Origin of the sequence: Mycobacterium sp. 1165196.3 (assembly GCF_001673415.1) — a bacterium.
Classification (GTDB): Bacteria; Actinomycetota; Actinomycetes; order Mycobacteriales; family Mycobacteriaceae; genus Mycobacterium; species Mycobacterium europaeum_A.
Genome location: NZ_LZLU01000183.1, coordinates 19,579 through 39,535, shown reverse-complemented (window position 1 = coordinate 39,535; position 19,957 = coordinate 19,579). Strand labels below are relative to the sequence as shown.

Annotated in this window: 20 protein-coding genes; 12 read left to right on the top strand and 8 right to left on the bottom strand. The window is 67.7% G+C overall.

Going from position 1 to position 19,957, the window contains the following annotated elements; translation table 11 throughout:
• Both A5659_RS28640 and A5659_RS19430 read left to right on the top strand, forming a co-directional pair.
• The coding region (locus A5659_RS28640) for a hypothetical protein (RefSeq protein ID WP_231122602.1) at positions 1–77 on the top strand (77 nt) is incomplete at its 5' end.
• A 32-nt stretch (positions 78–109) separates the two neighbouring features.
• On the top strand, positions 110–1,531 hold the full coding sequence (locus tag A5659_RS19430; protein ID WP_066869770.1) for an acyl-CoA carboxylase subunit beta: 1,422 nt from the start codon (positions 110–112) through the stop codon (positions 1,529–1,531).
• 59 nt (positions 1,532–1,590) lie between these two features.
• Here A5659_RS19430 and A5659_RS19425 read toward each other — a convergent pair whose 3' ends face one another.
• From A5659_RS19425 to A5659_RS19415, 3 genes are all read right to left on the bottom strand, one after another.
• Positions 1,591–3,144 carry an FAD-dependent monooxygenase gene (locus A5659_RS19425; protein WP_067183519.1) on the bottom strand — a complete coding sequence of 518 codons (1,554 nt, stop codon included), beginning with the start codon at positions 3,142–3,144 and terminating at the stop codon, positions 1,591–1,593.
• A 101-nt stretch (positions 3,145–3,245) separates the two neighbouring features.
• Positions 3,246–4,787 carry a glycerol-3-phosphate dehydrogenase/oxidase gene (locus A5659_RS19420; protein WP_066869766.1) on the bottom strand — a complete coding sequence of 514 codons (1,542 nt, stop codon included), beginning with the start codon at positions 4,785–4,787 and terminating at the stop codon, positions 3,246–3,248.
• Positions 4,784–5,353 carry a TetR/AcrR family transcriptional regulator gene (locus A5659_RS19415; RefSeq protein ID WP_067183516.1) on the bottom strand — a complete coding sequence of 190 codons (570 nt, stop codon included), beginning with the start codon at positions 5,351–5,353 and terminating at the stop codon, positions 4,784–4,786. Before A5659_RS19415 ends, A5659_RS19420 begins: the two co-directional genes overlap by 4 nt.
• A 47-nt stretch (positions 5,354–5,400) precedes the next feature.
• Here A5659_RS19415 and A5659_RS19410 point away from each other — a divergent pair, with 47 nt between their 5' ends.
• The gene (locus A5659_RS19410; protein ID WP_156749098.1) at positions 5,401–6,981 is read left to right on the top strand and encodes an FAD-binding oxidoreductase; all 1,581 of its coding nucleotides are present in this window, start codon (positions 5,401–5,403) and stop codon (positions 6,979–6,981) included.
• Positions 6,936–7,901 carry a diacylglycerol kinase gene (locus A5659_RS19405; protein WP_369827501.1) on the top strand — a complete coding sequence of 322 codons (966 nt, stop codon included), beginning with the start codon at positions 6,936–6,938 and terminating at the stop codon, positions 7,899–7,901. The genes A5659_RS19410 and A5659_RS19405 overlap by 46 nt, the downstream gene beginning before the upstream one ends.
• 115 nt (positions 7,902–8,016) lie before the next feature.
• On the opposite strand, the gene A5659_RS19400 is transcribed toward A5659_RS19405, so the two are convergent.
• From A5659_RS19400 to A5659_RS19390, 3 genes are all read right to left on the bottom strand, one after another.
• Positions 8,017–8,529 carry a DUF3145 domain-containing protein gene (locus A5659_RS19400; RefSeq protein ID WP_066869784.1) on the bottom strand — a complete coding sequence of 171 codons (513 nt, stop codon included), beginning with the start codon at positions 8,527–8,529 and terminating at the stop codon, positions 8,017–8,019.
• A gap of 153 nt (positions 8,530–8,682) precedes the next feature.
• Positions 8,683–9,501 (bottom strand): serine hydrolase, encoded by an 819-nt coding sequence (locus tag A5659_RS19395; protein WP_066869752.1) that lies wholly within the window; start codon positions 9,499–9,501, stop codon positions 8,683–8,685.
• Complete coding sequence (locus A5659_RS19390) at positions 9,501–10,568, bottom strand: class I SAM-dependent methyltransferase (protein WP_066869748.1); 1,068 nt, start codon at positions 10,566–10,568, stop codon at positions 9,501–9,503. Before A5659_RS19390 ends, A5659_RS19395 begins: the two co-directional genes overlap by 1 nt.
• A 79-nt stretch (positions 10,569–10,647) precedes the next feature.
• Between A5659_RS19390 and A5659_RS19385 the strand changes: the two genes are divergently transcribed.
• The 4 genes from A5659_RS19385 (at position 10,648) to A5659_RS19370 (ending at position 14,056) form a co-directional block, all read left to right on the top strand.
• The gene (locus tag A5659_RS19385) at positions 10,648–11,745 is read left to right on the top strand and encodes an S-(hydroxymethyl)mycothiol dehydrogenase (protein WP_066869745.1); all 1,098 of its coding nucleotides are present in this window, start codon (positions 10,648–10,650) and stop codon (positions 11,743–11,745) included.
• Positions 11,745–12,377: an MBL fold metallo-hydrolase gene (locus tag A5659_RS19380; RefSeq protein ID WP_066869742.1), complete on the top strand. Its 633-nt coding sequence runs from the start codon at positions 11,745–11,747 to the stop codon at positions 12,375–12,377. The genes A5659_RS19385 and A5659_RS19380 overlap by 1 nt, the downstream gene beginning before the upstream one ends.
• 44 nt (positions 12,378–12,421) lie before the next feature.
• The gene (locus A5659_RS19375) at positions 12,422–13,519 is read left to right on the top strand and encodes an SAM-dependent methyltransferase (protein ID WP_066882324.1); all 1,098 of its coding nucleotides are present in this window, start codon (positions 12,422–12,424) and stop codon (positions 13,517–13,519) included.
• Between the two features lie 72 nt (positions 13,520–13,591).
• Entirely contained in the window at positions 13,592–14,056 is a 465-nt protein-coding gene (locus A5659_RS19370) for a hypothetical protein (RefSeq protein WP_369827500.1), read from the top strand.
• Positions 14,057–14,096: 40 nt separating this feature from the next.
• Here A5659_RS19370 and A5659_RS19365 read toward each other — a convergent pair whose 3' ends face one another.
• The gene (locus A5659_RS19365) at positions 14,097–15,860 is read right to left on the bottom strand and encodes an Hsp70 family protein (protein ID WP_067183512.1); all 1,764 of its coding nucleotides are present in this window, start codon (positions 15,858–15,860) and stop codon (positions 14,097–14,099) included.
• A gap of 105 nt (positions 15,861–15,965) precedes the next feature.
• Positions 15,966–17,051, bottom strand: coding sequence for a dihydrodipicolinate reductase (locus A5659_RS19360; protein ID WP_066869733.1), 1,086 nt, complete (start codon positions 17,049–17,051; stop codon positions 15,966–15,968).
• A 90-nt stretch (positions 17,052–17,141) separates the two neighbouring features.
• Between A5659_RS19360 and A5659_RS19355 the strand changes: the two genes are divergently transcribed.
• The 4 genes from A5659_RS19355 to A5659_RS19340 all read left to right on the top strand — a co-directional run bounded on the left by A5659_RS19355 (position 17,142) and on the right by A5659_RS19340 (position 19,956).
• Positions 17,142–17,489, top strand: coding sequence for an MmpS family transport accessory protein (locus A5659_RS19355; protein WP_197498095.1), 348 nt, complete (start codon positions 17,142–17,144; stop codon positions 17,487–17,489).
• A gap of 34 nt (positions 17,490–17,523) precedes the next feature.
• A complete protein-coding gene (locus A5659_RS19350; RefSeq protein WP_067183509.1) occupies positions 17,524–18,831 on the top strand; it encodes a cytochrome P450 in 1,308 nt (435 codons plus the stop codon).
• 93 nt (positions 18,832–18,924) lie between these two features.
• Entirely contained in the window at positions 18,925–19,467 is a 543-nt protein-coding gene (locus A5659_RS19345; protein WP_067183505.1) for an ester cyclase, read from the top strand.
• 36 nt (positions 19,468–19,503) lie between these two features.
• Positions 19,504–19,956, top strand: a complete 453-nt coding sequence (locus A5659_RS19340) for a hypothetical protein (RefSeq protein WP_067183501.1) — start codon at positions 19,504–19,506, stop codon at positions 19,954–19,956.
• Position 19,957: the final 1 nt, after the last annotated feature.

Below are 19,957 nucleotides of genomic sequence, written 5' to 3'. Positions count from 1 at the left end.
GCAACTACGAGTACGCCATCAACAACTCGTTCGGCTTCGGCGGACACAACGTGGCCATCGCCTTCGGGCGGTACTGATCCGAGCAACACCGAATATCAGGAGACCTGCGATGACTATCACGGCCCCCGAGACGGTTGGCGAGTCGCTCGACCCTCGCGACCCGCTGTTGCGCTTGAGCAATTTCTTCGACGACGACACCGTCGAGCTGTTGCACGAGCGTGATCGCTCCGGCGTGCTGGCCGCCGCGGGGACCGTGAACGGTGTACGCACCATTGCGTTCTGCACCGACGGCACCGTGATGGGCGGTGCCATGGGCATCGAGGGGTGCACGCACATCGTCAACGCCTACGACACCGCCATCGAGGAGCAGAGCCCGATCGTGGGCATCTGGCACTCCGGCGGCGCCCGGCTGGCCGAGGGCGTGAAGGCCCTGCACGCGGTGGGCCTGGTGTTCGAGGCGATGATCCGGGCGTCCGGCTACATCCCGCAGATCTCGGTGGTCGTCGGCTTCGCGGCCGGCGGCGCCGCCTACGGGCCGGCCCTGACCGACGTCATCGTGATGGCACCGGACAGCCGGGTTTTCGTTACCGGGCCCGACGTGGTGCGCAGCGTCACCGGCGAGGACGTGGACATGTGCTCGCTGGGTGGCCCGGAGACCCACCACAAGAAGTCCGGGGTGTGCCACATCGTCGCCGACGACGAGCTCGACGCCTATGAGCGGGGTCGCCGGTTGGTCGGGTTGTTCTGCCAGCAGGGGCATTTCGACCGGAACAAGGCCGAGGCCGGTGACACCGACATCCACGCGCTGTTGCCCGAGTCGGCACGGCGGGCCTATGACGTGCGCCCGATCGTGACCGCGATCCTCGATGACGAGACGCCGTTCGACGAGTTCCAGGCCAATTGGGCGCCGTCGATGGTGATCGGGCTGGGTCGCCTGTCCGGCCGCACTGTCGGCGTGCTGGCCAACAACCCGCTGCGCCTGGGTGGCTGCCTGAACTCCGAAAGCGCCGAGAAGGCAGCGCGTTTCGTGCGCCTGTGCGACGCGTTCGGTATTCCGCTGGTGGTGATCGTCGACGTGCCCGGCTACCTGCCCGGCGTCGACCAGGAGTGGGGCGGCGTGGTGCGCCGCGGCGCCAAGCTGTTGCACGCGTTCGGTGAGTGCACGGTTCCGCGTGTCACGCTGGTGACCCGAAAGACCTACGGCGGGGCCTACATTGCGATGAACTCCCGGTCGCTGAACGCCACCAAGGTATACGCGTGGCCGGACGCCGAGGTGGCGGTGATGGGCGCCAAGGCGGCCGTCGGCATTCTGCACAAGAAGAAGCTGGCCGCCGCGGCCGATCACGAGCGCGAAGCGCTGCACGACCAGCTGGCGGCCGAGCACGAGCGGATCGCGGGCGGCGTGGACAGCGCCATCGAGATCGGCGTGGTCGACGAGAAGATCGACCCGTCGCACACCCGCAGCAAGCTCACCGAGGCGCTGGCCCAGGCGCCCGCGCGCCGCGGCCGTCACAAGAACATCCCGCTGTAATTTCTAGGCCCGCGAGCGTAAGGGCACTGCGGAAATTCGCGTGCAAAATCGCAGTCCGCTTACGCTCGCGCAGGTAGCGGGCCCAGGATCGTCGAAAGCGCTTGCCGCAGTTCCCCTTCGGGGTCGGCGGGGAGTCGCTCGGCGCGCCATCCGACGAAATCGTCCGGACGGATCAGCAGCGCCCCTTCCGGCGCCAGGCCAGTGATCGCCGCCCACTCGTCGTTGTAGCAGCGATGCGCCGACAGCGACGCCGCAGCCGCTGCCGCACACCATCGCTCGTCGCCGGACAGCACGGTGAATCGGGGCCCCAGCAGGTCGAGCGTCGACACCCCGTCTCGCAACCAGACGTGCGGTACCCGCGTGCCCGGTTGCGCGCGCAACTCGTCCACCAGGGCGCCGCCTTCCGCGTCGCTCGTCACGACCGCCGCCGAGCGGTACCGGTATCCGATGAGCAGGGTGAACATCGAGCATTCTTCGTCGGCCGGCAGTTGCGGAGCGTCGCGGCTCGGCCGCAGCAGGGCCATCGACGGCCCGGTGAGCGATTGGCGCGCGGCGAATCGGCCCACCGGATGACGCTCGGTGTGGTAGGTCGCCAATAGCTCGGGTGTGGCCGTGCCATGCAGGACGGCGGCGAGTTTCCAGGCCAGATTGTGTGCGCTCTGGATGGCGGTGTTGGCTCCCCCGGCCTTGAACGGCGGCATGGTATGCGCCGAATCGCCGACGAGATACGCTCGCCCACAATCGAAGTGATCGGCCACCTGCTCGTAGGGCTGCCACGCCGCGGCCTCGATGATGTCGAGGTCTATCCGCTCTCCGATCGCCTGGGTGAGCCGCTCGCGGCAGCGCTGCGGGGTGAACTGTCCGGCCGACTCGCCGTCACCGGGAAAGTAGGTGGTGATGAACATGCCGAGATCGCCCTCGGCGACCAGGAATATGCCGTCCACATCGTCGTTTTTGACCTGCACGCCATCGCCGTCGTGCAGCTCCGGGATGAAGCGGCGCCACGGGGCCCGGAAGTAGATGAAGACGACATAGATCGGCAGCGCGCCATACCCGGATGTGCTGATGCCCAACGATTTACGGATCGGGCTGTGCACGCCGTCGGCGCCGACGAGATAGTCGGCGCGGACGGTCTGCGACTCCCCCGATTCGACGTCGCACACCACCGCGGTGACGCCGGTGTCGTCCAGCTCGAACGAGGACAACTGTGTGCCGTAGCGCACCTCGCTGCCGGCCCGCCGCGCCGCGTCGATCAGAATCGGCTCGAGCCGGCTCTGTGGGCAATACTGCGCCGCCGGCTCGGGGCTGAGCCTGTCCAGACCGGCGAAGATCGCGCCGACGTCGAGCGCCGGCTCTTGCACGGTGCTGTTGAGCGTGGGCCGGACCACCAGGGTCGACACGTGCTCTGCGACCGCCCGCACCTCGTCCCGAAGGCCAAGGCCGCGCAGGATTTCTGAGCTTCGGAAACTCAGGTTGCGGGCCTTGGGGTACAGGAAGATCTCCGGTCGTTTCTCGACCAGCAGTGAATGGACGCCGTGTCGGGCCAGCACCGCCGACGTCGCCAGGCCGCCAACGCCGGCGCCCACGATCAACACCGGGGCTCGGATAGTCATCGGCCCTCCCGCCACCAGCACGGCATAAACTGACAGTTTCTATCATAAGACACTAACTATCAATACCCGGCCGTGTGGCGGGAGGCCATCGGGCGGCCGCCCTAGCCGAAGCGCGCCAGAAACTCCTCGGCCACGGCGACCACTCGCTCCCGATCCCGCGCTACCAACCCGATCCGCGTGCGTCGATCGAGGATGTCGGAGACATCAAGCGCGCCCTCATGCGTTATCGCGTATTCGAATTCCGCTCGGCTGACGTCGATTCCGTCCGCGACCGGCGCGGTCGGTCGCTCGCAGGCCGCGGTGGCAAGCACCTTGGGCGCCTCGGCGCCGAAGCGCACCACCAGCGAAGCCGGCAACCCGGCGTCGGACTCGGCGATCACACCGGGATTGGCCGGCGCCCCGATCAGCGGCAGGTTGCGGGTTCGGCATTTGGCGGCGCGCAGTCGCCGCACCCGCACGGCGCGATCCAGCACGTCCTGTGCCATGTGGCGGTATTCGGTCAGCTTGCCGCCGATCACGCTGATCACCCCGGACGCCGACTCCACGACGGCGTGTTCGCGCGAGACGTCGGCGGTGCGGCCCTCGCCGGTGTCGATCAGTGGGCGCAGCCCGGCATAGGCGCCGATCACGTCGGTGGCGGTGAGCGCGGTCCCCAGTGCGGTGTTGACCGTGTCGAGCAGGAAGGTGATCTCGTCGACCGACGGTTCGGGCACATCCGGAATGGGACCGGGCGCCTCCTCGTCGGTCAGCCCCAAATACACCCGGCCCAGTTGTTCGGGCATGGCGAAGACGAAGCGGTTGAGCTCACCCGGAATCGGAATCGTCAGCGCCGCAGTCGGATTGCCGAACGACTGGGCGTCGAAGACCAGATGGGTGCCGCGACTCGGCCGCAACCGCAACGAGCCGTCGATCTCCCCCGCCCATACCCCGGCCGCGTTGATGACCGCGCCAGCCGCAATGTCGATCGACTCACCGCCGCGCATGTCGGTCAGCCGCACCGAGGTACCGGTGGCCCGCGACGCCGCCACGTGGGTCAGGATTCGGGCGCCGTGCTGCGCCGCGGTACGTGCGACGGCGGTGACCAGGCGGGCGTCGTCGACCAGTTGACCGTCGTAGGCCAGCAGGCCGCCGTCCAGGCCGGCACGCCGTACGGTCGGCGCCATCGCAACGACGCGTTGCGCTGAAATCCGTTGCGAGCGCGGTAGTGTCGAGGCCGGTGTGCCGGCCAGAAACCGCAACGCGTCACCGGCCAGGAAGCCGCCCCGCACCAGGGCCCGCTTGCCCGGACTCATCGACGGCAGCAGCGGCACCACCTGCGGCATGGCGTGAACCAGGTGGGGCGCGTTGCGCGTCATCAGGATTCCGCGCTCGATGGCGCTGCGCCGGGCGATGCCCACGTTTCCCGTCGCGAGGTAGCGCAGGCCGCCATGGACAAGCTTGGAACTCCACCGGCTGGTCCCGAAGGCCAGATCGTGTTTCTCCACCAGCGCCGCCCGCAGCCCGCGCGCGGCGGCATCCAGCGCGATCCCGGCGCCGGTGATGCCACCGCCGATCACCACGACGTCCAGTGGCTCACCGTCGGCGAGTGCGGTCAGGTCGGCGGCGCGCCGCGCGGCGTTCAGGGCGGTCGGATCAGCTATCACGACAGATATCCGTTCAGCGAGTAGGCGAGTTCGGCGGCCAGCGCGTCGGCGTCGAGCATCGGCTCGACGATCCGGGCCGACTGGATGGTCGACTGCGCGATCAGCAGCACCATGGTCGCCATCTGGACCGGGTCGCCGAGCCGGACGCTGCCGTGCCGCTGGGCCGCCCGGAGCCGGGCGGCGAGGGCGTCGATCAGCATGCGCTGGCTGGTCCCGAGGCGTTCGGTGATATAGGTCGACGCGAGGTCCGAGTGCAGCACCGACATCACCAATTGGTCCGCACGCAACAGGTTGGCCACCGTAACAATCTGTTGCACAAGCGATTCGCGATCGTCCCCCAACAACGGGGCGTCGCGCATCACCTCGGTGACGTGCTGGGTCAACAGCGCCGCCACGATCGACTGCGTATCCGGCCACCGCCGATACACCGTCGGCCTGCTGACGCCCGCCCGTCGGGCTATCTCGGCGAGCGTCACCCGCTCCACGCCGAAATCCACCACACAGCTGGCCGCGGCCGCGAGGATGCGCTCGCCGGTATCCAGCTCTGTGTTACAGATTGACAACATGTGTAATACTGTAACGCATGACGCATTCCCAGGGGCTCCTGCCGCCGATGAAATGGAACGCGTGGGGCGATCCCGCGGCGGCCAAGCCGCTCTCGGAGGGAATCAGGTCATTACTGCAGCAGGCCGTGGGGGTCGAGGGGTCCCGCACGGCCGAACTGCGATCCGACCAGGTGCAACTGCGCCCGTCGGCGTTGTCGGAGGCGCATCTCGAAGCGCTCACCGCCCTCGTCGGCGCCCAGTATTGCCGCACCGCCGACGCCGATCGGCTGCTGCACGCGGGCGGCAAGTCCACCATCGACCTGCTCAACCGCAAAGAGCGCGGCCCGCAGGATGCGCCCGACGCCGTGCTGTTGCCCGGCGACGACGAAGCCGTGTCCGACGTCCTGCGCTACTGCTCGGAGCATCGCATCGCCGTCGTACCTTTCGGCGGGGGCACCAGCGTGGTCGGTGGGCTCAATCCCATTCGCGCGGGGTTCTCCGCCGTCGTCTCGCTCGACCTACGCCGTTTCGATCGGCTGATCTCGCTGGACGAGGTATCCGGCCAGGCTGTTTTCGGTGCGGGGGTCACGGGGCCGGACGCCGAGAGACTCATTGGCGCGCAAGGCTTTTCGCTCGGTCATTTCCCGCAGAGCTTCGAGTACGCCACCATCGGCGGCTTCGCCGCAACCCGCTCCTCCGGGCAGGACTCGGCGGGCTACGGCCGGTTCAACGACATGGTGCGGGGGCTACGGGTGGTCACGCCGGTGGGCATCATGGATCTCGGTCGCGCACCGGAATCGGCCGCCGGCCCGGACCTGCGTCAGCTGTTGATCGGCTCGGAGGGCACCCTGGGCGTCATCACCCAGGTGCGGCTCCGCGTGCACCGCGCGCCGCAAGCCGTCCGCTACGAGGCGTGGTCGTTCCCCGACTTCGAGACGGGGGCCGCGGCCCTGCGCGCCGTCACCCAGAATGCCACCGGCCCCACCGTCATTCGGCTCTCCGACGAGGCCGAGACGGGGGTCAACCTGGCCACCACCGAGGCGATCGGCGAATCCCAGATCACCGGCGGATGTTTGGGCATCACTGTGTTCGAGGGCACCGAGGAACACGTCCACAGCCGGCACGACGAAACCAGCGCACTGCTGACGGCCCAGGGCGGAACCTCACTGGGCGAAGGACCGGCGCAGGCCTGGGAGCGCGGCCGCTTCGGCGCGCCGTACCTGCGCGATTCACTGCTCGCGGCCGGGGCGCTGTGCGAAACGCTGGAGACCGCCACCGACTGGTCGAACATTCCCACCCTGAAAGCCGCTGTGACTCAAGCTCTTACCGGCGCACTCGCCGAGACGGGCACGCCGGCTCTGGTGATGTGCCACATCTCGCACGTCTATCCCACCGGCGCGTCGTTGTACTTCACCGTCGTCGCCGGCCAGCGGGGCGATCCGGTCGAGCAATGGAAAGCCGCCAAAAAGGCCGCGTCGGATGCCATCATGGCCACCGGCGGGACCATCACCCACCACCATGCGGTCGGCATCGACCATCGGCCGTGGATGCGCGACGAGATAGGCGAACTGGGAGTGCAGGTGCTACGCGCGGTCAAGTCGACATTGGATCCAGCCGGAATCCTCAATCCCGGCAAGCTGATTCCGTGACATCACTGCGCCGCCGCGAAATCGGCAAGGTGATCGCGCTGACCAACCCGGTGTCGGGGCACGGCGCCGCGGTACGCGCCGCCCAACTCGCGATCGCGCGGCTACACCGCCGGGGTGTGGAGGTCGTCGAAATCATCGGTGACGACGCGCAAGACGCGCGCCATCTCGTCGGCGCGGCTATGGAGAACGGCACCGACGCGGTCATGGTGACCGGCGGCGACGGCGTCGTTTCCAACGCCCTGCAGGTGATGGCCGGCACCGACATTCCGTTGGGCGTGATCCCGGCCGGCACCGGCAACGACCACGCGCGCGAATTCGGCATCCCCACCAAGGACGCGGAGGCCGCCGCGGACATCGTCATCGACGGCTGCACGGAATCCATTGACCTGGGCCTGATTCGGGACGACAGCGGCGCCGAAAAGTGGTTCGGCACCGTGGCGGCCACCGGCTTCGACTCGCTGGTCACCGATCGCGCCAACCGGATGAGCTGGCCGCACGGGCGGCTGCGGTATTACGTCGCGATGCTCGCCGAACTGTCTCAATTGCGGCTCTTGCCATTTCGCTTGGTGCTGGACGGCACCCAGGAGCTCGACGCCGACATCACGCTGGCCGCCTTCGGCAACACCCGCAGCTACGGCGGGGGGATGCAGATCTGCCCGGGGGCTGATTACACCGACGGCCTGCTGGACATCACGATGGTGCACGAGGCGTCCCGCACCAAACTGGTCCGCCTTTTTCCCACCGTGATGAAGGGGACCCACGTCCAGCTCGACGAGGTGAGCACGGCGAGGGCCAAGTCCATTCGCGTCGAGTGCCCCGGCATCAACGTCTACGCCGACGGCGACTTCGCCTGCGCGCTACCGGCCGAGATCTCGGTGGTGCCGGGCGCTCTGCAGATTCTGCGCCCGGCCAAGCGATAGGGCCGGTCTCTGGGGACCATTAGCGCGTGCTCGAACACGCTAGCGGATGTGCTAGCGCTTTCCAGAGTCGTCCAGTGCTTCGGAGAGAGGCGGCGTGAACCGGCCCGCCGGTCGACTAGCCGACCCCCCGGCTGAGCCAGGTCACCTCGCCGACGTCGCCGCCGTCGCGATAGGCCTCGAGCGCCTCATCCCAGGCGGTGCCCAGCACCGAGTCCAATTCGGCGGCCAGGGTGTCGGCGCCCTGGGCCATCATCGACCGCAGCCGCATCTCCCCGACCATGACGTCGCCGTTGGCACTCATCGCCCCGCTCCATAGGCCGAGTTGCGGGGTGTGACTGAATCGGTAGCCGTCGACGCCGGGGCTGGGGTCCTCGGTGACCTCGAAGCGCAGCACGGACCAGGACCGCAGCGCGTTGGCCAGCTTGGCGCCGGTGCCCACCGGCCCGACCCAGTTGGTGACCGCGCGTAGCTGACCGGGCATCGCCGGCTGGGGCGTCCAGGTCAGATTCGCCTTGGCACCCAGGGTCGACGACAACGCCCACTCGACATGCGGGCAAACCGCCGCGGGCGAAGCGTGCACGTACACCACGCCAGTCGTCACGTCGGCGAATTGATTCGACGCTCGCATTTCCTGCTCCTTCGGTTCCACGAGGGACGTCTTCCCCAACGACCTGCGGACCCGGCAAAACAGGGCAGCTTGTGCGAAATCTTCGATTTTTTATGTGTCCTGCGTGTCTATTGTGCCTTGTGATACCCCTGTTGCGCTAGTGTGCATTTCCCACTAGCTGTAATCGGCTAGCACGGCGTCGGAAAGCGCCGGCCACGGCCGCAGCGCCCAGTCCCCGAAATCGCGGTCCGTGAGCACCACCAGCGCCAGCCCTTTTTCGGGATCTGCCCAGATGAAACCGCCTGCTTGGCCGAAATGGCCGTACGTCCGCGCCGAATTGTTCGCACCCGTCCAGTGCGGTGATTTCGTGTCCCGGAGCTCGAAACCCAGGCCCCAATCGTTGGGCCGTTGCACTCCGTAACCGGGCAGAACGCCGTCCAGACCGGGAAACTGCACCGTGGTCGCCTCGGTGTGCAGGCTTTCGGAGACCGTCACCGGCCGCAGCAGGTCCCCCGCGAACGCCGCCAGATCAGCCACCGTCGACCTCGCCCCGAAACCGGCGGCCACCGCACCGCCTTCCAGCTGGGTGGCCGCCATGCCCAGCGGTTCGCACACCGCCTCGGTCAGGTAGCGCGCAAACTCGATGCCGGTCTCTTGCTGCACCGTCTGACCCAGCACCGTGAAGCCCTGGTTGGAGTAGATGCGGCGGGTTCCCGGTGCGGCCAGCACCTGCTCGGAGTGCATCGACAGGCCCGACGTGTGGGCCAGCAGGTGGCGGACGGTCGCGCCGGGCGGGCCGGCGGCCGTGTCGAGGTCGAGCGCACCTTCCTCGATGGCGACCTGCACGGCCCGCGCGGCCAGCGGCTTGGTCACCGAGGCCAGCTCGAACACCCGCCCGGTGTCGCCGTGACTGGCCAGCACGCCGCCGGGCCCGATCACCGCGCCGGCGGCGGCCTCGACCGGCCAGTCGGCAAGAGCGTCGAGGGCCGCCATCACTTCCTGGCGATGTAGTAGTTGTTGATCGGGTCCGACTCGATCTCGGCCACCCGCACGTCGTCGAACCCTGCGTCGCCCAGCATCGAGATGGCCAGTTGGGTGCCCCAGGCCGTGCCCAGCCCGGCGCCGTCCAGCGCCAGCGACACCGTCATGCAGTGCATCAACGACGTCGTGTACAGGTAGGTGCTCATCGGAACGCCGATGTTCTCCTCGAGCCGGCTCGACGCCTTGATGTCGGCCATCAGCAGCACCCCGCCGGGCCGCAGCGCCCGGTAGATGTTTTCCAGGACGCGCGCCGGCTGCGCCTGATCGTGGATGGCGTCGAAGACGGTGATGACGTCGTAGGCGTCTTTTTTTGACGCCATGTCCAAATCAGCGAGATTGTGGCTTTCGAAGGCGGCGTTGGCCAGCCCCCGCTCGGCGGCCTCCCGAATCCCGGTGGCGATGGCCTGCTCGGAAAAGTCGATGCCGGTGAAGCGGCTGGCCGGAAACGCTTGTGCCATCACGTTGATGGCGTGTCCGCTGCCGCAGCCGAAATCGGCCACGTCGGCCCCGGCGCGCAGCCGCGGCACCAGGTCGTCCACCAGCGGCAGCACCACGTCGACCAACGCGGTGTCGTACACCACCCCGCTCTGCTCGGCCATCAACGCGTGGAAGCGCGGGAATTCGCTGTACGGCAGCCCGCCGCCGGCACGGAAGCACCCGATGATCTTCTGTTCGACCTCGGCGAGCACCGGGACGAGCAGGGTGACGAGGGCCAGATTGTCCGGTCCGGCGGCGCGGGTCAGCACGGCGGCGCGCTGGGCGGGCAACGAGTAGCTGGCCGTGGCGGGGTCGTACTCGACGACGCGTCCGGTCGTCATGCCGGCCAGCCACTCTCGGACGTAGCGTTCGTTGAGCCCGGCGGCCTCGGCGATCTGCGCACTGGTGGCGGGCGCCATGCCGGCCATCGTGTCCAGCAGACCGGTCTGATGGCCGATGCTGAGCAACAACGTCAGGCTGGCGCCGTCGATTGCCGCGGTTATTCTTTCGGTGAATTCTTCGGTGGTTTCCAAAGCCGTCACGCCCACGGACGCTACACCCGGTTCATGGGTGGACAACCCGCCGAGAGATGTATGGCGACGAACCCCTAGGTTGGAGCCCATGAGTCAGACAGTGCGCGGCGTGATTTCACGCAAGAAGGGCGAACCCGTCGAATTGGTGGACATCGTCGTCCCGGATCCCGGACCCGGTGAGGCCCTGGTCGACGTCATCGCCTGCGGGGTGTGCCACACCGACCTGACCTACCGCGAGGGCGGCATCAACGACGAATATCCGTTCCTGCTCGGCCACGAGGCCGCCGGCCGGGTGGAGGCCGTCGGGCCGGACGTGACCGCCGTCGCGCCGGGCGACTTCGTGATCCTGAACTGGCGCGCGGTGTGTGGGCAGTGCCGGGCTTGCAAGCGCGGCAGGCCGCACCTGTGCTTCGACACCTTCAACGCCACCCAGAAGATGACGCTGAGCGACGGCACCGAGCTGACGCCCGCGCTGGGCATCGGCGCGTTCGCCGACAAGACGCTGGTGGCCGCCGGCCAGTGCACCAAGGTCAATCCCGAGGCCGACCCCGCCGTGGCGGGCCTGCTGGGCTGCGGTGTGATGGCCGGGCTGGGCGCGGCGATCAACACCGGCGCGGTCACCCGCGACGACACCGTCGCCGTGATCGGTTGTGGCGGTGTGGGCGACGCCGCGATCGCCGGCGCGGCGCTGGTGGGCGCCCGGCGGATCATCGCCGTGGACACCGATAACACCAAACTGGACTGGGCTCGCAAGTTCGGTGCCACGCACACCGTCAACGCCCGCGAACTGGACCCCGAAAAGGACCTGGTCAAGACCATCCAGGACCTCACCGACGGGTTCGGCGCCAACGTGGTGATCGACGCCGTGGGCCGGCCCGAAACCTGGAAGCAGGCCTTTTACGCCCGTGACCTGGCCGGAACCGTTGTGCTGGTTGGGGTTCCGACGCCCGACATGCGCCTGGACATGCCGCTGGTGGACTTCTTCAGCCACGGCGGGGCGCTGAAGTCGTCGTGGTACGGCGACTGCCTGCCCGAGCGCGACTTCCCGACGTTGATCGACCTGTATCTGCAAGGCCGGCTCCCGCTCGAGCAGTTCGTCTCCGAACGCATCGGGCTCGGCGACATCGAGGAGGCGTTCCACAAGATGCACGGCGGCGAGGTGCTGCGCTCGGTGGTGGTGCTCTGATGGCGGGCATCGAGCGGCTGGTCACCCACGGCACCTTCGAACTCGACGGCGGCAGTTGGGAAGTCGACAACAACATCTGGATCGTCGGTGACGACTCCGACGTCGTGGTGTTCGACGCCGCGCATTCAGCCGAGCCGATCTTGGCCGCCGTCGGCAACCGTAACGTGGTCGCGGTGGTGTGCACCCACGGCCACAACGACCACGTCACCGTGGCGCCCGAACTGGGCGCCGCGCTGGACGCTCCGGTGCTGCTCCACCCCGGCGACGACGTGCTGTGGCGAATGACGCACCCGGACAAGGACTTTCGGCTGATCGCCGACGGTGACACGCTCGATGTCGCGGGCACCGAGCTGCTGGCGTTGCACACGCCGGGGCACTCCCCCGGATCGGTGTGCTGGTATGCCCCGGAACTGGGCCCCGAAGGCGTGGTGTTCAGCGGGGACACCCTGTTCTCCGGCGGCCCGGGCGCGACCGGGCGCTCCTATTCGGATTTCGGAACGATCCTGCAGTCGATCTCCGGTCGGCTCGGTACGTTGCCCGGCGACACGGTCGTGCACACCGGCCATGGCGACAGCACCACCATCGGCGACGAAATCGTGCACTACGAAGAATGGGTGGCCCGCGGCCACTGATCCTTCGCCGAACTGAGCACCGGCTCGGCCATTATCGTTGATTCATGCCGCCCGAAGCCCGGATGCCCGAATCGAGCATTGTGGTGCGGCCCGAGCCTTCCTACACCGAGGCGTCGCGGTTGCGCGCCGCCGGGTTGGCGCAGGCGATCGCGGTGTTCGAGCGGGCCGCCGAACAGGTGGCGCTGCCCAAGCCTCCGCAGCCGATCGTCATCGCCGACTATGGCGCGGCCAACGGCCACAATTCGCTGAGACCGCTGTCGGCCGGCATCGCCGTGCTGCGCCGGCGCACGCGACACGACCACGCAATCCTGGTGGCGCACACCGACGTACCGGGCAACGACTTCGCGGCGCTGTTCGAGACGGTGGCCGACGACCCGGAGAGCTACCTGCACTCCGATACGGCGACGTTCACCTCCGCGGTCGGCCGGTCGTTCTACGACCAGATCGTGCCGTCCAAAACGGTCAACCTGGGCTGGACGTCTTGGGCAACCCAGTGGCTGAGCCGAACCCCCTGCGAGGTGCACGATCACGTGCACGTCTCGCGCAGCACAGACGACGCGGCGCAAGCGGCCTACGCCGACCAGGCCGCGCTGGACTGGCACAACTTCGTCGCGTTCCGCGGGCGCGAGCTGGCTCCCGAGGGCCGGTTGGTGGCGTTGATGCTGGCGGCCGACGAGGACGGGTCGGCGGGTTTCGCCCCACTGCTCGATGCCCTCGTCGCGGCGCTCGCTGATCTGGTGCGCGACGGCCTGCTGCACTCGGATGAAGTGCGGCGCATGACGATTCCCACGTTCGCTCGCGCCGAGAAGGACTTCCGCGCTCCGTTCGCGCCGAAGGGACGGTTCGAGGGCCTGATGATCGAGCACCTCGAGATGTTCAACGCCGAGGATCGGTTCTGGGCTCGCTACCAGGTGGACCACGACGCCGAGGCGTTCGGTGCGCAGTGGGCGGCCTTCGCGCGATCCGCGCTGTCCGGATCGCTGGTGACCGCACTCGACGGTGGGAGCCACGACGAGCGGGCCGGCCATTTCGTCGAGCAGTTGGAGTGCGCGGTCGCCGAGCGCCTGTCAAGCGCACCCGAGCCGATGCGGATCCCGCAGGCCTTGGTCGTGCTGGTCAAGCGCGACGCCGCGCGTTCATGAGAGTTTCGGCACAACCACGCAGCGGGTAACCCCCTGCAATCGTCGAACCTGCGACCGCAAGGGGGTAGACGCATGAGCGTGCAGGACGATAAATCGACCGACCAGCAGGACGATAAGTCAACTGATCAAGACGATAGGCATCAAGACGATAGGCAATCGGGTCGAGCCGCAGAAGCTGATCAGACTAATCAAGGGGATGATGAGCAGAAGCTGACCGAGAAGCCCGAGCCTGACGAGGACGACAAAAAAGAGGCCGCCAAGATGATGGAGGCCTATAAGGACAAACCCACGATCGTGCTGCCCGGCACCGGCGGAAGCGTGTCCGGCACGGCGGTCAACGACTGGCTCGACGACGACGGCAATCCCAGGCACGAGGAGCCCGAGGGCGGGGATTCGGGCGAGGGCTCGCAGGCCAAGACCGAGGGCGACGAGGGACGCGACGAGCAGGCGCTGAAGGATCAGATCGAGAAGGATAAGAAGCTCAACGAGGTCCTCAAAGAGGCCGCCGCCGCGGAGAACAAGGGCGAAAAGGATTGAGCTAGGCCCGAATTCCCGATCGCCGGCCTAGATCGCAGGCCTAGTGACCGGGTATGGGGCCCAGCGCCGTGATGCCGAGGTTGCCCTCGATTTCCTGAATGATCTGGTTGACCCGGTCGAGCCCGGGAATCGGTTGGTTGACGCCTGGAATGGGTGGCACCTCGGGCGGGGCCGCCACCCGGCGCGGAGCTGGCGGTGGTGCCGCCTGGGGAGTCGCCCGCGGTGTGGTGGTCATCGGTGTCTCGGTCTCGGCGGGCGGGTTGGTATCCGAGGTTGACGGCACCGGAACGTCCGGTGGCGGCGGTGCCGGCGCCGCGGTGGCGCTGTTGGAAGCCGGCGGCGGGGCCGCCGGCGTGGTGCTGACCGCCGGCGCCGGCGTGGTGGCCGATTTGTTCTGCGAACCCAGCCCGATCGCCACCGCGGTGCCCACCAGCAGCACGGCCGCGACGGTGATCAGGATCGCCGCCGCCGGCAGTAGATGCCAGCGGGACAACAGACCCTTGCGCTTGGGCGTCTCGGCTGCGGCGTCAGGCGTAGCCGGAGTCGGTGAGTCGGTCGGCGGATAGTCGGCGGCGATGGCGGCGTTGACCCGCGAGTTGTGACCGGTGGCCGACCAGGCCCGTGCCATCTCCGCCTGCGTCGGCTCGGCCGGCGGCGCGGGCGAGGTCGCGGTCGCTTCGGGGCGGGGGTCCGGCCGCACGGCTGCCCGGGCCGTGGCCGCGGCGGGCACGGCGGGCGCCGAAAGTGTCGCGCCCGCTTCGCCGGGACCTTGGGCCACTCGCAGCGCGGCTCCGACGGCGGCCGCCAGTTGCGGGCGTGGCGTCGTCGCGACGGGAACGCGGAAGTGGCGCGACAGCGTGGTGGTGACGGTCGGCAGGTTGGCCCCGCCACCCGTCGAGACGATGGCGACGAGGTCACGAATCCCGTTGTGCGCCAACGTTTGGTCCAACACCGCGATCATGCGGTTCAGCGAGGGCCGGATCGCGTCGTCAAGTTCGTGCCGCCCGATCCGGATTTCGCCGCGCGTCCCGGTCAGCCCGTCGGTCAGCGTGGCCGTCGTGCGCGAGGACAGCTGTTCCTTGGCAACCCGGCATGCGCTGCGCAGCCGGCTCAGCGAGCCGATCGCCGCGCCGCCGGTGGGGAACGCCCCGGTGGTCGGCATGTTGGCGATCACCACGCTCAGCAGCGCCTGATCCATCAGGTCGCCGGAGAAATCGGGGTGCCGAACGGTCGGGGCCAACGCGTGGTAGTCACCGTCGGCGTGCAGCAACGTGATGTTGGTGCCGCTGCCGCCGAAATCGCACACCGCTACGGTGCCGCTCGGCGGTATGCCCGGGTTGGTCCGCACGGCGAGCAGCGTTGCGGCGGCGTCGGGGATCAGCAGGATGGGACGCGGCCGTTGCGACCATTCCGGAATTTCACCTAGCGCCGCGCCGAGGGCATCCACCGCGTGCGATTGCCAGTGCGCCGGATAGGTGACCGCGATGTTGTCGGGCAGGGGGCGTCCGTCGGTGGCGGCGTACGCGAGCGCGCGCAACCCGTCGGCGACCAACACCTCGCTGCGGTACACCGAGCCATCGGCCGCCACGACTGGGCGCGGGTCGCCGACGCGGTTGACGAAGCCGGTGATCACCACACCGGGACCCTGCAGTCTGGGGTTCTCCGCGGGGATGCCGATCTCGGCGGGACGATCCGGATACTGCGTCAGGACGGGCTTGCGGGTGATGGCCTTATCGGTGGTCACCGCCGCCAAGTTGGTGGCGCCGATCGACAAGCCCAGCGCGGTCCCGACTCCATCGACCATGTGAATCCCCGTATCCGCAGCACCAGCTCGCATCGGCTAGCCGTTATTGTGCCGCCATTACCTGTATTGCGGGTCAGCGGCGGCTATGCGCCCGCTGTGCGACGGTCACCGGATGCTGCCTTCGCCGGCGATCAGCGGCAGGTCGAGCGGGGTGACCCAGCCCGGCCCCAAGTCGTTGACCGCGGGCACGGCATTAAGTGCCCGCAGCCCGGTGGCCAGGCATCCGGCCGCGGCCGCGTCGCGGCCCGAGCCGTCGGTGAACCGGAACGCGGTCTCCTGGAAGATGCTCGGGGTCCCCTCGATGTCGACCCGGTAGACGTCGTTGTCGTGACCCGTCGGCCAGTCGGGGGCCGCGTCCAAGCCGATCCGGTTGACGTGTTCGAGCTGGATTCGGGTCTCGCCCTTGTAGACACCGTTGATGGTAAACCGCACCGCGGCCACGTGCCCGGGCTTGATGACGCCCCTCGCGGAGTTGCGCTCCGTGGGCGTCACCCACTTGTCCCAGGTGGTGGTGATTTCGTCGAGCATGATGCCGGCGGCGTGCGCGATCATCGGGACGGTGGCGCCCCACGCGAAGATCAACATGTCGCGGTCTTCCAGCATCGGCTTGAATTCGGGCTCGCGGCCGATGCCCATCTCGAATTCGTAGTCGCCCTCGTAGTTGGTGTAGTCCAGCAGCTCGGAGGCCCGGACCCGGCGCACCTCGGAACACAACCCCATCAACGTCATGGGAAACAGGTCGTTGGCGAATCCGGGGTCGATGCCGGTGGTGAAGCACGACGACTCCCCCAGCTCGCAGGCCTCGGTGATGGGCTGGATCCAGTTCGGCGGGTTGAGATGCATGGTCGGCCACACCCACGGGGTCATCGCCGTCGAACAGACGTCGATGCCGGCCCGCAGGAACCGGGTGATCAGCGAGATGTTCTCCTTGGCGTGCATGGCCGTCGGGCCGTAGTGCACCAGCGCGTCGGGTTTCAGGGCGATCAGGGCGTCGACGTCGTCGGTGGCGGTGATGCCGACGGGCTCGGGTAGCCCGCAGATCTCGCCGACGTCGCGGCCGACCTTGTTGGGGTTGCTGACGCCGACGCCGACCAACTCGAACAGCGGGTGTTTGACGATCTCGGCGATCACCATCTTGCCGACGAAGCCGGTTCCGTACACCACCACACGCTTTGAGCCGTGTTCTGCCATGTTCTGCCGCCACCTTTCCGCGCACCAGCCCCCGCTTCGGGCTTCACCATAAGCTTCCCTACCGTCGCTCGTGGTGACACGATGCAATTCATGACGAAGCACCTCGCCGGACCTTCGGTCCTGTTGGCCGTCGGTTTCGGATTCGCGAATGCATGCGGCATGGCCCATGCCCTGCCCCAGATGCCCAAGGTCCGCTACGAGGTCAACGGGCCGGCGGTCGCCGAATTCATCTACTACCAAACCGACAACGGGCAGCTGCACCAGGTGAATGCGCCGCTGCCGTGGTCGACGGAGTTCACCGGTTATGGCGGTGAGGTGTTCACCGTCAGCGCCCAGGGGCCGGGACCCATCTCCTGCAAGATCCTGCTCGACGGCAACGTGGTTAGCGCCGCGACGGCAACGACGGGCGCACCCGCTCGAACCATCTGTACGCACTGACCCAGCACTCGTTTTCACGACGAAGGAGGTCCTGGTGAGCCTCAAGACGGGTCCCGAGAAAGCTCTTGCCCCGCGGACGAACGGGGCGCCCCCGCCCGACATTCCGCTCGCCGATATCCATCTGGAGTCGTTGGCCTTCTGGGAGTTGGACGACGACTTTCGCGACGGCGCGTTTGCGACGCTGCGCCGCGAGGCGCCGATCTCGTTCTGGCCCGCGGTCGAGTACGAGGGCTTTGAACCGGGCGACGGGCATTGGGCGCTGACCAGACATGACGACGTGCATTTCGCGAGCCGCCATCCCGACATCTTCAGCTCCAGCCCCAACATCACGATCAACGACAACACCCCGGAGATCAGCGAATACTTCGGCTCGATGATCGTGCTCGACGATCCCCGCCACCAGCGGCTGCGCTCGATCGTCAGCCGCGCGTTCACCCCGAAAGTGGTGGCCCGCATCGAGGCCTCGGTCCGCGAGCGGGCCCGGCGGCTGGTTGCGTCGCTGATCGCCAATCATCCCGACGGGGAGGCCGAACTGGTCAGCGAGCTCGCCGGCCCGCTGCCGTTGCAGGTCATCTGCGACATGATGGGCATCCCCGAACAGGACCATCAACGCATATTCCACTGGACCAACGTCATTCTCGGGTTCGGCGACCCGGACCTGGCCACCGATTTCGAGGAATTCCTTCAGGTGTCGATGGACATCGGCGCCTACGCCAGCGCGTTGGCCGAGGACCGGCGGTCCAATCACCACGACGACCTGACCACCAGCCTGGTGGAAGCCGAGGTCGACGGGGAACGCCTGTCGTCCACCGAAATCGCGTCGTTCTTCATCCTGCTGGTGGTGGCCGGCAACGAGACGACGCGCAACGCGATCAGCCACGGCGTGCTGGCGTTGTCGCGCTATCCCGCCGAGCGGCAGAAGTGGTGGTCCAACTTCGATCGCCTGACCCCGACCGCCGTCGAGGAGATCGTGCGGTGGGCCTCCCCGGTGGTGTACATGCGACGCACCCTGACCCGCGACTTCAAACTCAGCGGCACCAAAATGAAGGCCGGCGATAAGGCCACGCTGTGGTACAACTCGGCCAATCGCGACGAGTCGACGTTCGAGAATCCCTGGATTTTCGACGTGGCGCGCACGCCCAATCCGCACTTCGGCTTCGGCGGTGGCGGTGCCCATTTCTGCCTGGGCGCCAATCTGGCTCGCCGTGAGATCAGGGTCGTCTTCGACGAATTGCGGCGCGAGATACCGGACATCGTCGCGACGGACGAGCCCGCACGGCTGTTGTCGCAGTTCATCCACGGCATCAAATCGCTGCCGGTGGCGTGGACACCGCCGCGGTAGACCCACACCGAGTTGGCCTCTGCCCCAAGGCAATATCACCTTGACCAAAGCGATAGCGCATGTGCTATCAGTTCGGGGCCTACGCTGATCGGCGTGACCATTCCCGCGTTTCCCGCCCCTGAGGTGCTGGCCGCCCGCCAGAAACTCGTGCTCGACCACTTCCACGACGAGGTCCGTCACGCCTGGGATGACGTCTTGTCGACCTTCCCGCATCCGCGTTACGAGCTGATCCCCCAGATGCTGGTGCACGACGGCGATGCGGCGGTGCGCGAGTACTACGCTTACACGCGGACCGCATTTCCCGACCAGGACCACGAAATCATCGCGCTGCGCCACAGCGCCGACGCGGTGATCGTGGAGTTCTGGCTGATGGGCACGCACCGGGGTTATCTGGGCAGGGTGCCGCCCACCGGTAGCCGGTTCTGGGTCCGCATGACCGCGTACTTCGTTTTCGACCACACCGAAACGCTTGTCTGCGAACGCATTTACTTCGACACTTTGACCATGATCAAGCAGCTCCTGGGCGGTCTGGACATGAAGAAGCCGGCGAATTGGTGGCTGGGCGCGCGGTGCCTGCGCGGATTCCTGTCGATGTCGTCGGAGAAACCGGACCCGGCGCTGACCAATACGCCCTAAACTCCACCGCTAAGGGATGGGGCAAAGGAGGCCGCGATGCGGATTTCACGCCTTCACACGATGTTCGGGCTGACCGCCGTGGCAATGCTGAGTTCGTGCGCCATGGCCGCCGCAACCCCCTTGCAGCCGGGCTCGCATACCGAGAAGTGGATCGACCTGCAGGCCGGTGAATGCGTCGCCGACCTGCCGCCGGCCGACGGGAGCCGCGTCAACGTCACCGTAGTCGACTGTGCGACAGCACATTTAGGCGAGGTGTATCTGCGCGCTCCGATGGCCGTCGACGCCGCAATCGCCACCGTAGCCAACCGCGATTGCGCGGCCGGGTTAGCCCCGTATACCGGCCAACCCGCTGCCAGTAGCCGGTTTTCGATCACCTATCTCATCGACTCGAATCAAGACCGCACCGGCGCCAACCCCACCCCGAGCACCGTCATCTGCCTGTTGCAATCCGCCAACGGACGACCGTTGATCGGATCCGCGCACCACTGAG

Coding starts and splice junctions, on each gene's coding strand:
- A5659_RS19355 (WP_197498095.1), top strand. CDS start 17,142: ATGACGAAGCACCTCGCCGGACCTTCGGTCCTGTTGGCCGTCGGTTTC.
- A5659_RS19410 (WP_156749098.1), top strand. CDS start 5,401: ATGAAATGGAACGCGTGGGGCGATCCCGCGGCGGCCAAGCCGCTCTCG.
- A5659_RS19365 (WP_067183512.1), bottom strand. CDS start 15,860: ATGGTCGATGGAGTCGGGACCGCGCTGGGCTTGTCGATCGGCGCCACC.
- A5659_RS19425 (WP_067183519.1), bottom strand. CDS start 3,144: ATGACTATCCGAGCCCCGGTGTTGATCGTGGGCGCCGGCGTTGGCGGC.
- A5659_RS19340 (WP_067183501.1), top strand. CDS start 19,504: ATGCGGATTTCACGCCTTCACACGATGTTCGGGCTGACCGCCGTGGCA.
- A5659_RS19415 (WP_067183516.1), bottom strand. CDS start 5,353: ATGTTGTCAATCTGTAACACAGAGCTGGATACCGGCGAGCGCATCCTC.
- A5659_RS19385 (WP_066869745.1), top strand. CDS start 10,648: ATGAGTCAGACAGTGCGCGGCGTGATTTCACGCAAGAAGGGCGAACCC.
- A5659_RS19395 (WP_066869752.1), bottom strand. CDS start 9,501: ATGGCGGCCCTCGACGCTCTTGCCGACTGGCCGGTCGAGGCCGCCGCC.
- A5659_RS19380 (WP_066869742.1), top strand. CDS start 11,745: ATGGCGGGCATCGAGCGGCTGGTCACCCACGGCACCTTCGAACTCGAC.
- A5659_RS19375 (WP_066882324.1), top strand. CDS start 12,422: ATGCCGCCCGAAGCCCGGATGCCCGAATCGAGCATTGTGGTGCGGCCC.
- A5659_RS19370 (WP_369827500.1), top strand. CDS start 13,592: ATGAGCGTGCAGGACGATAAATCGACCGACCAGCAGGACGATAAGTCA.
- A5659_RS19360 (WP_066869733.1), bottom strand. CDS start 17,051: ATGGCAGAACACGGCTCAAAGCGTGTGGTGGTGTACGGAACCGGCTTC.
- A5659_RS19430 (WP_066869770.1), top strand. CDS start 110: ATGACTATCACGGCCCCCGAGACGGTTGGCGAGTCGCTCGACCCTCGC.
- A5659_RS19400 (WP_066869784.1), bottom strand. CDS start 8,529: ATGCGAGCGTCGAATCAATTCGCCGACGTGACGACTGGCGTGGTGTAC.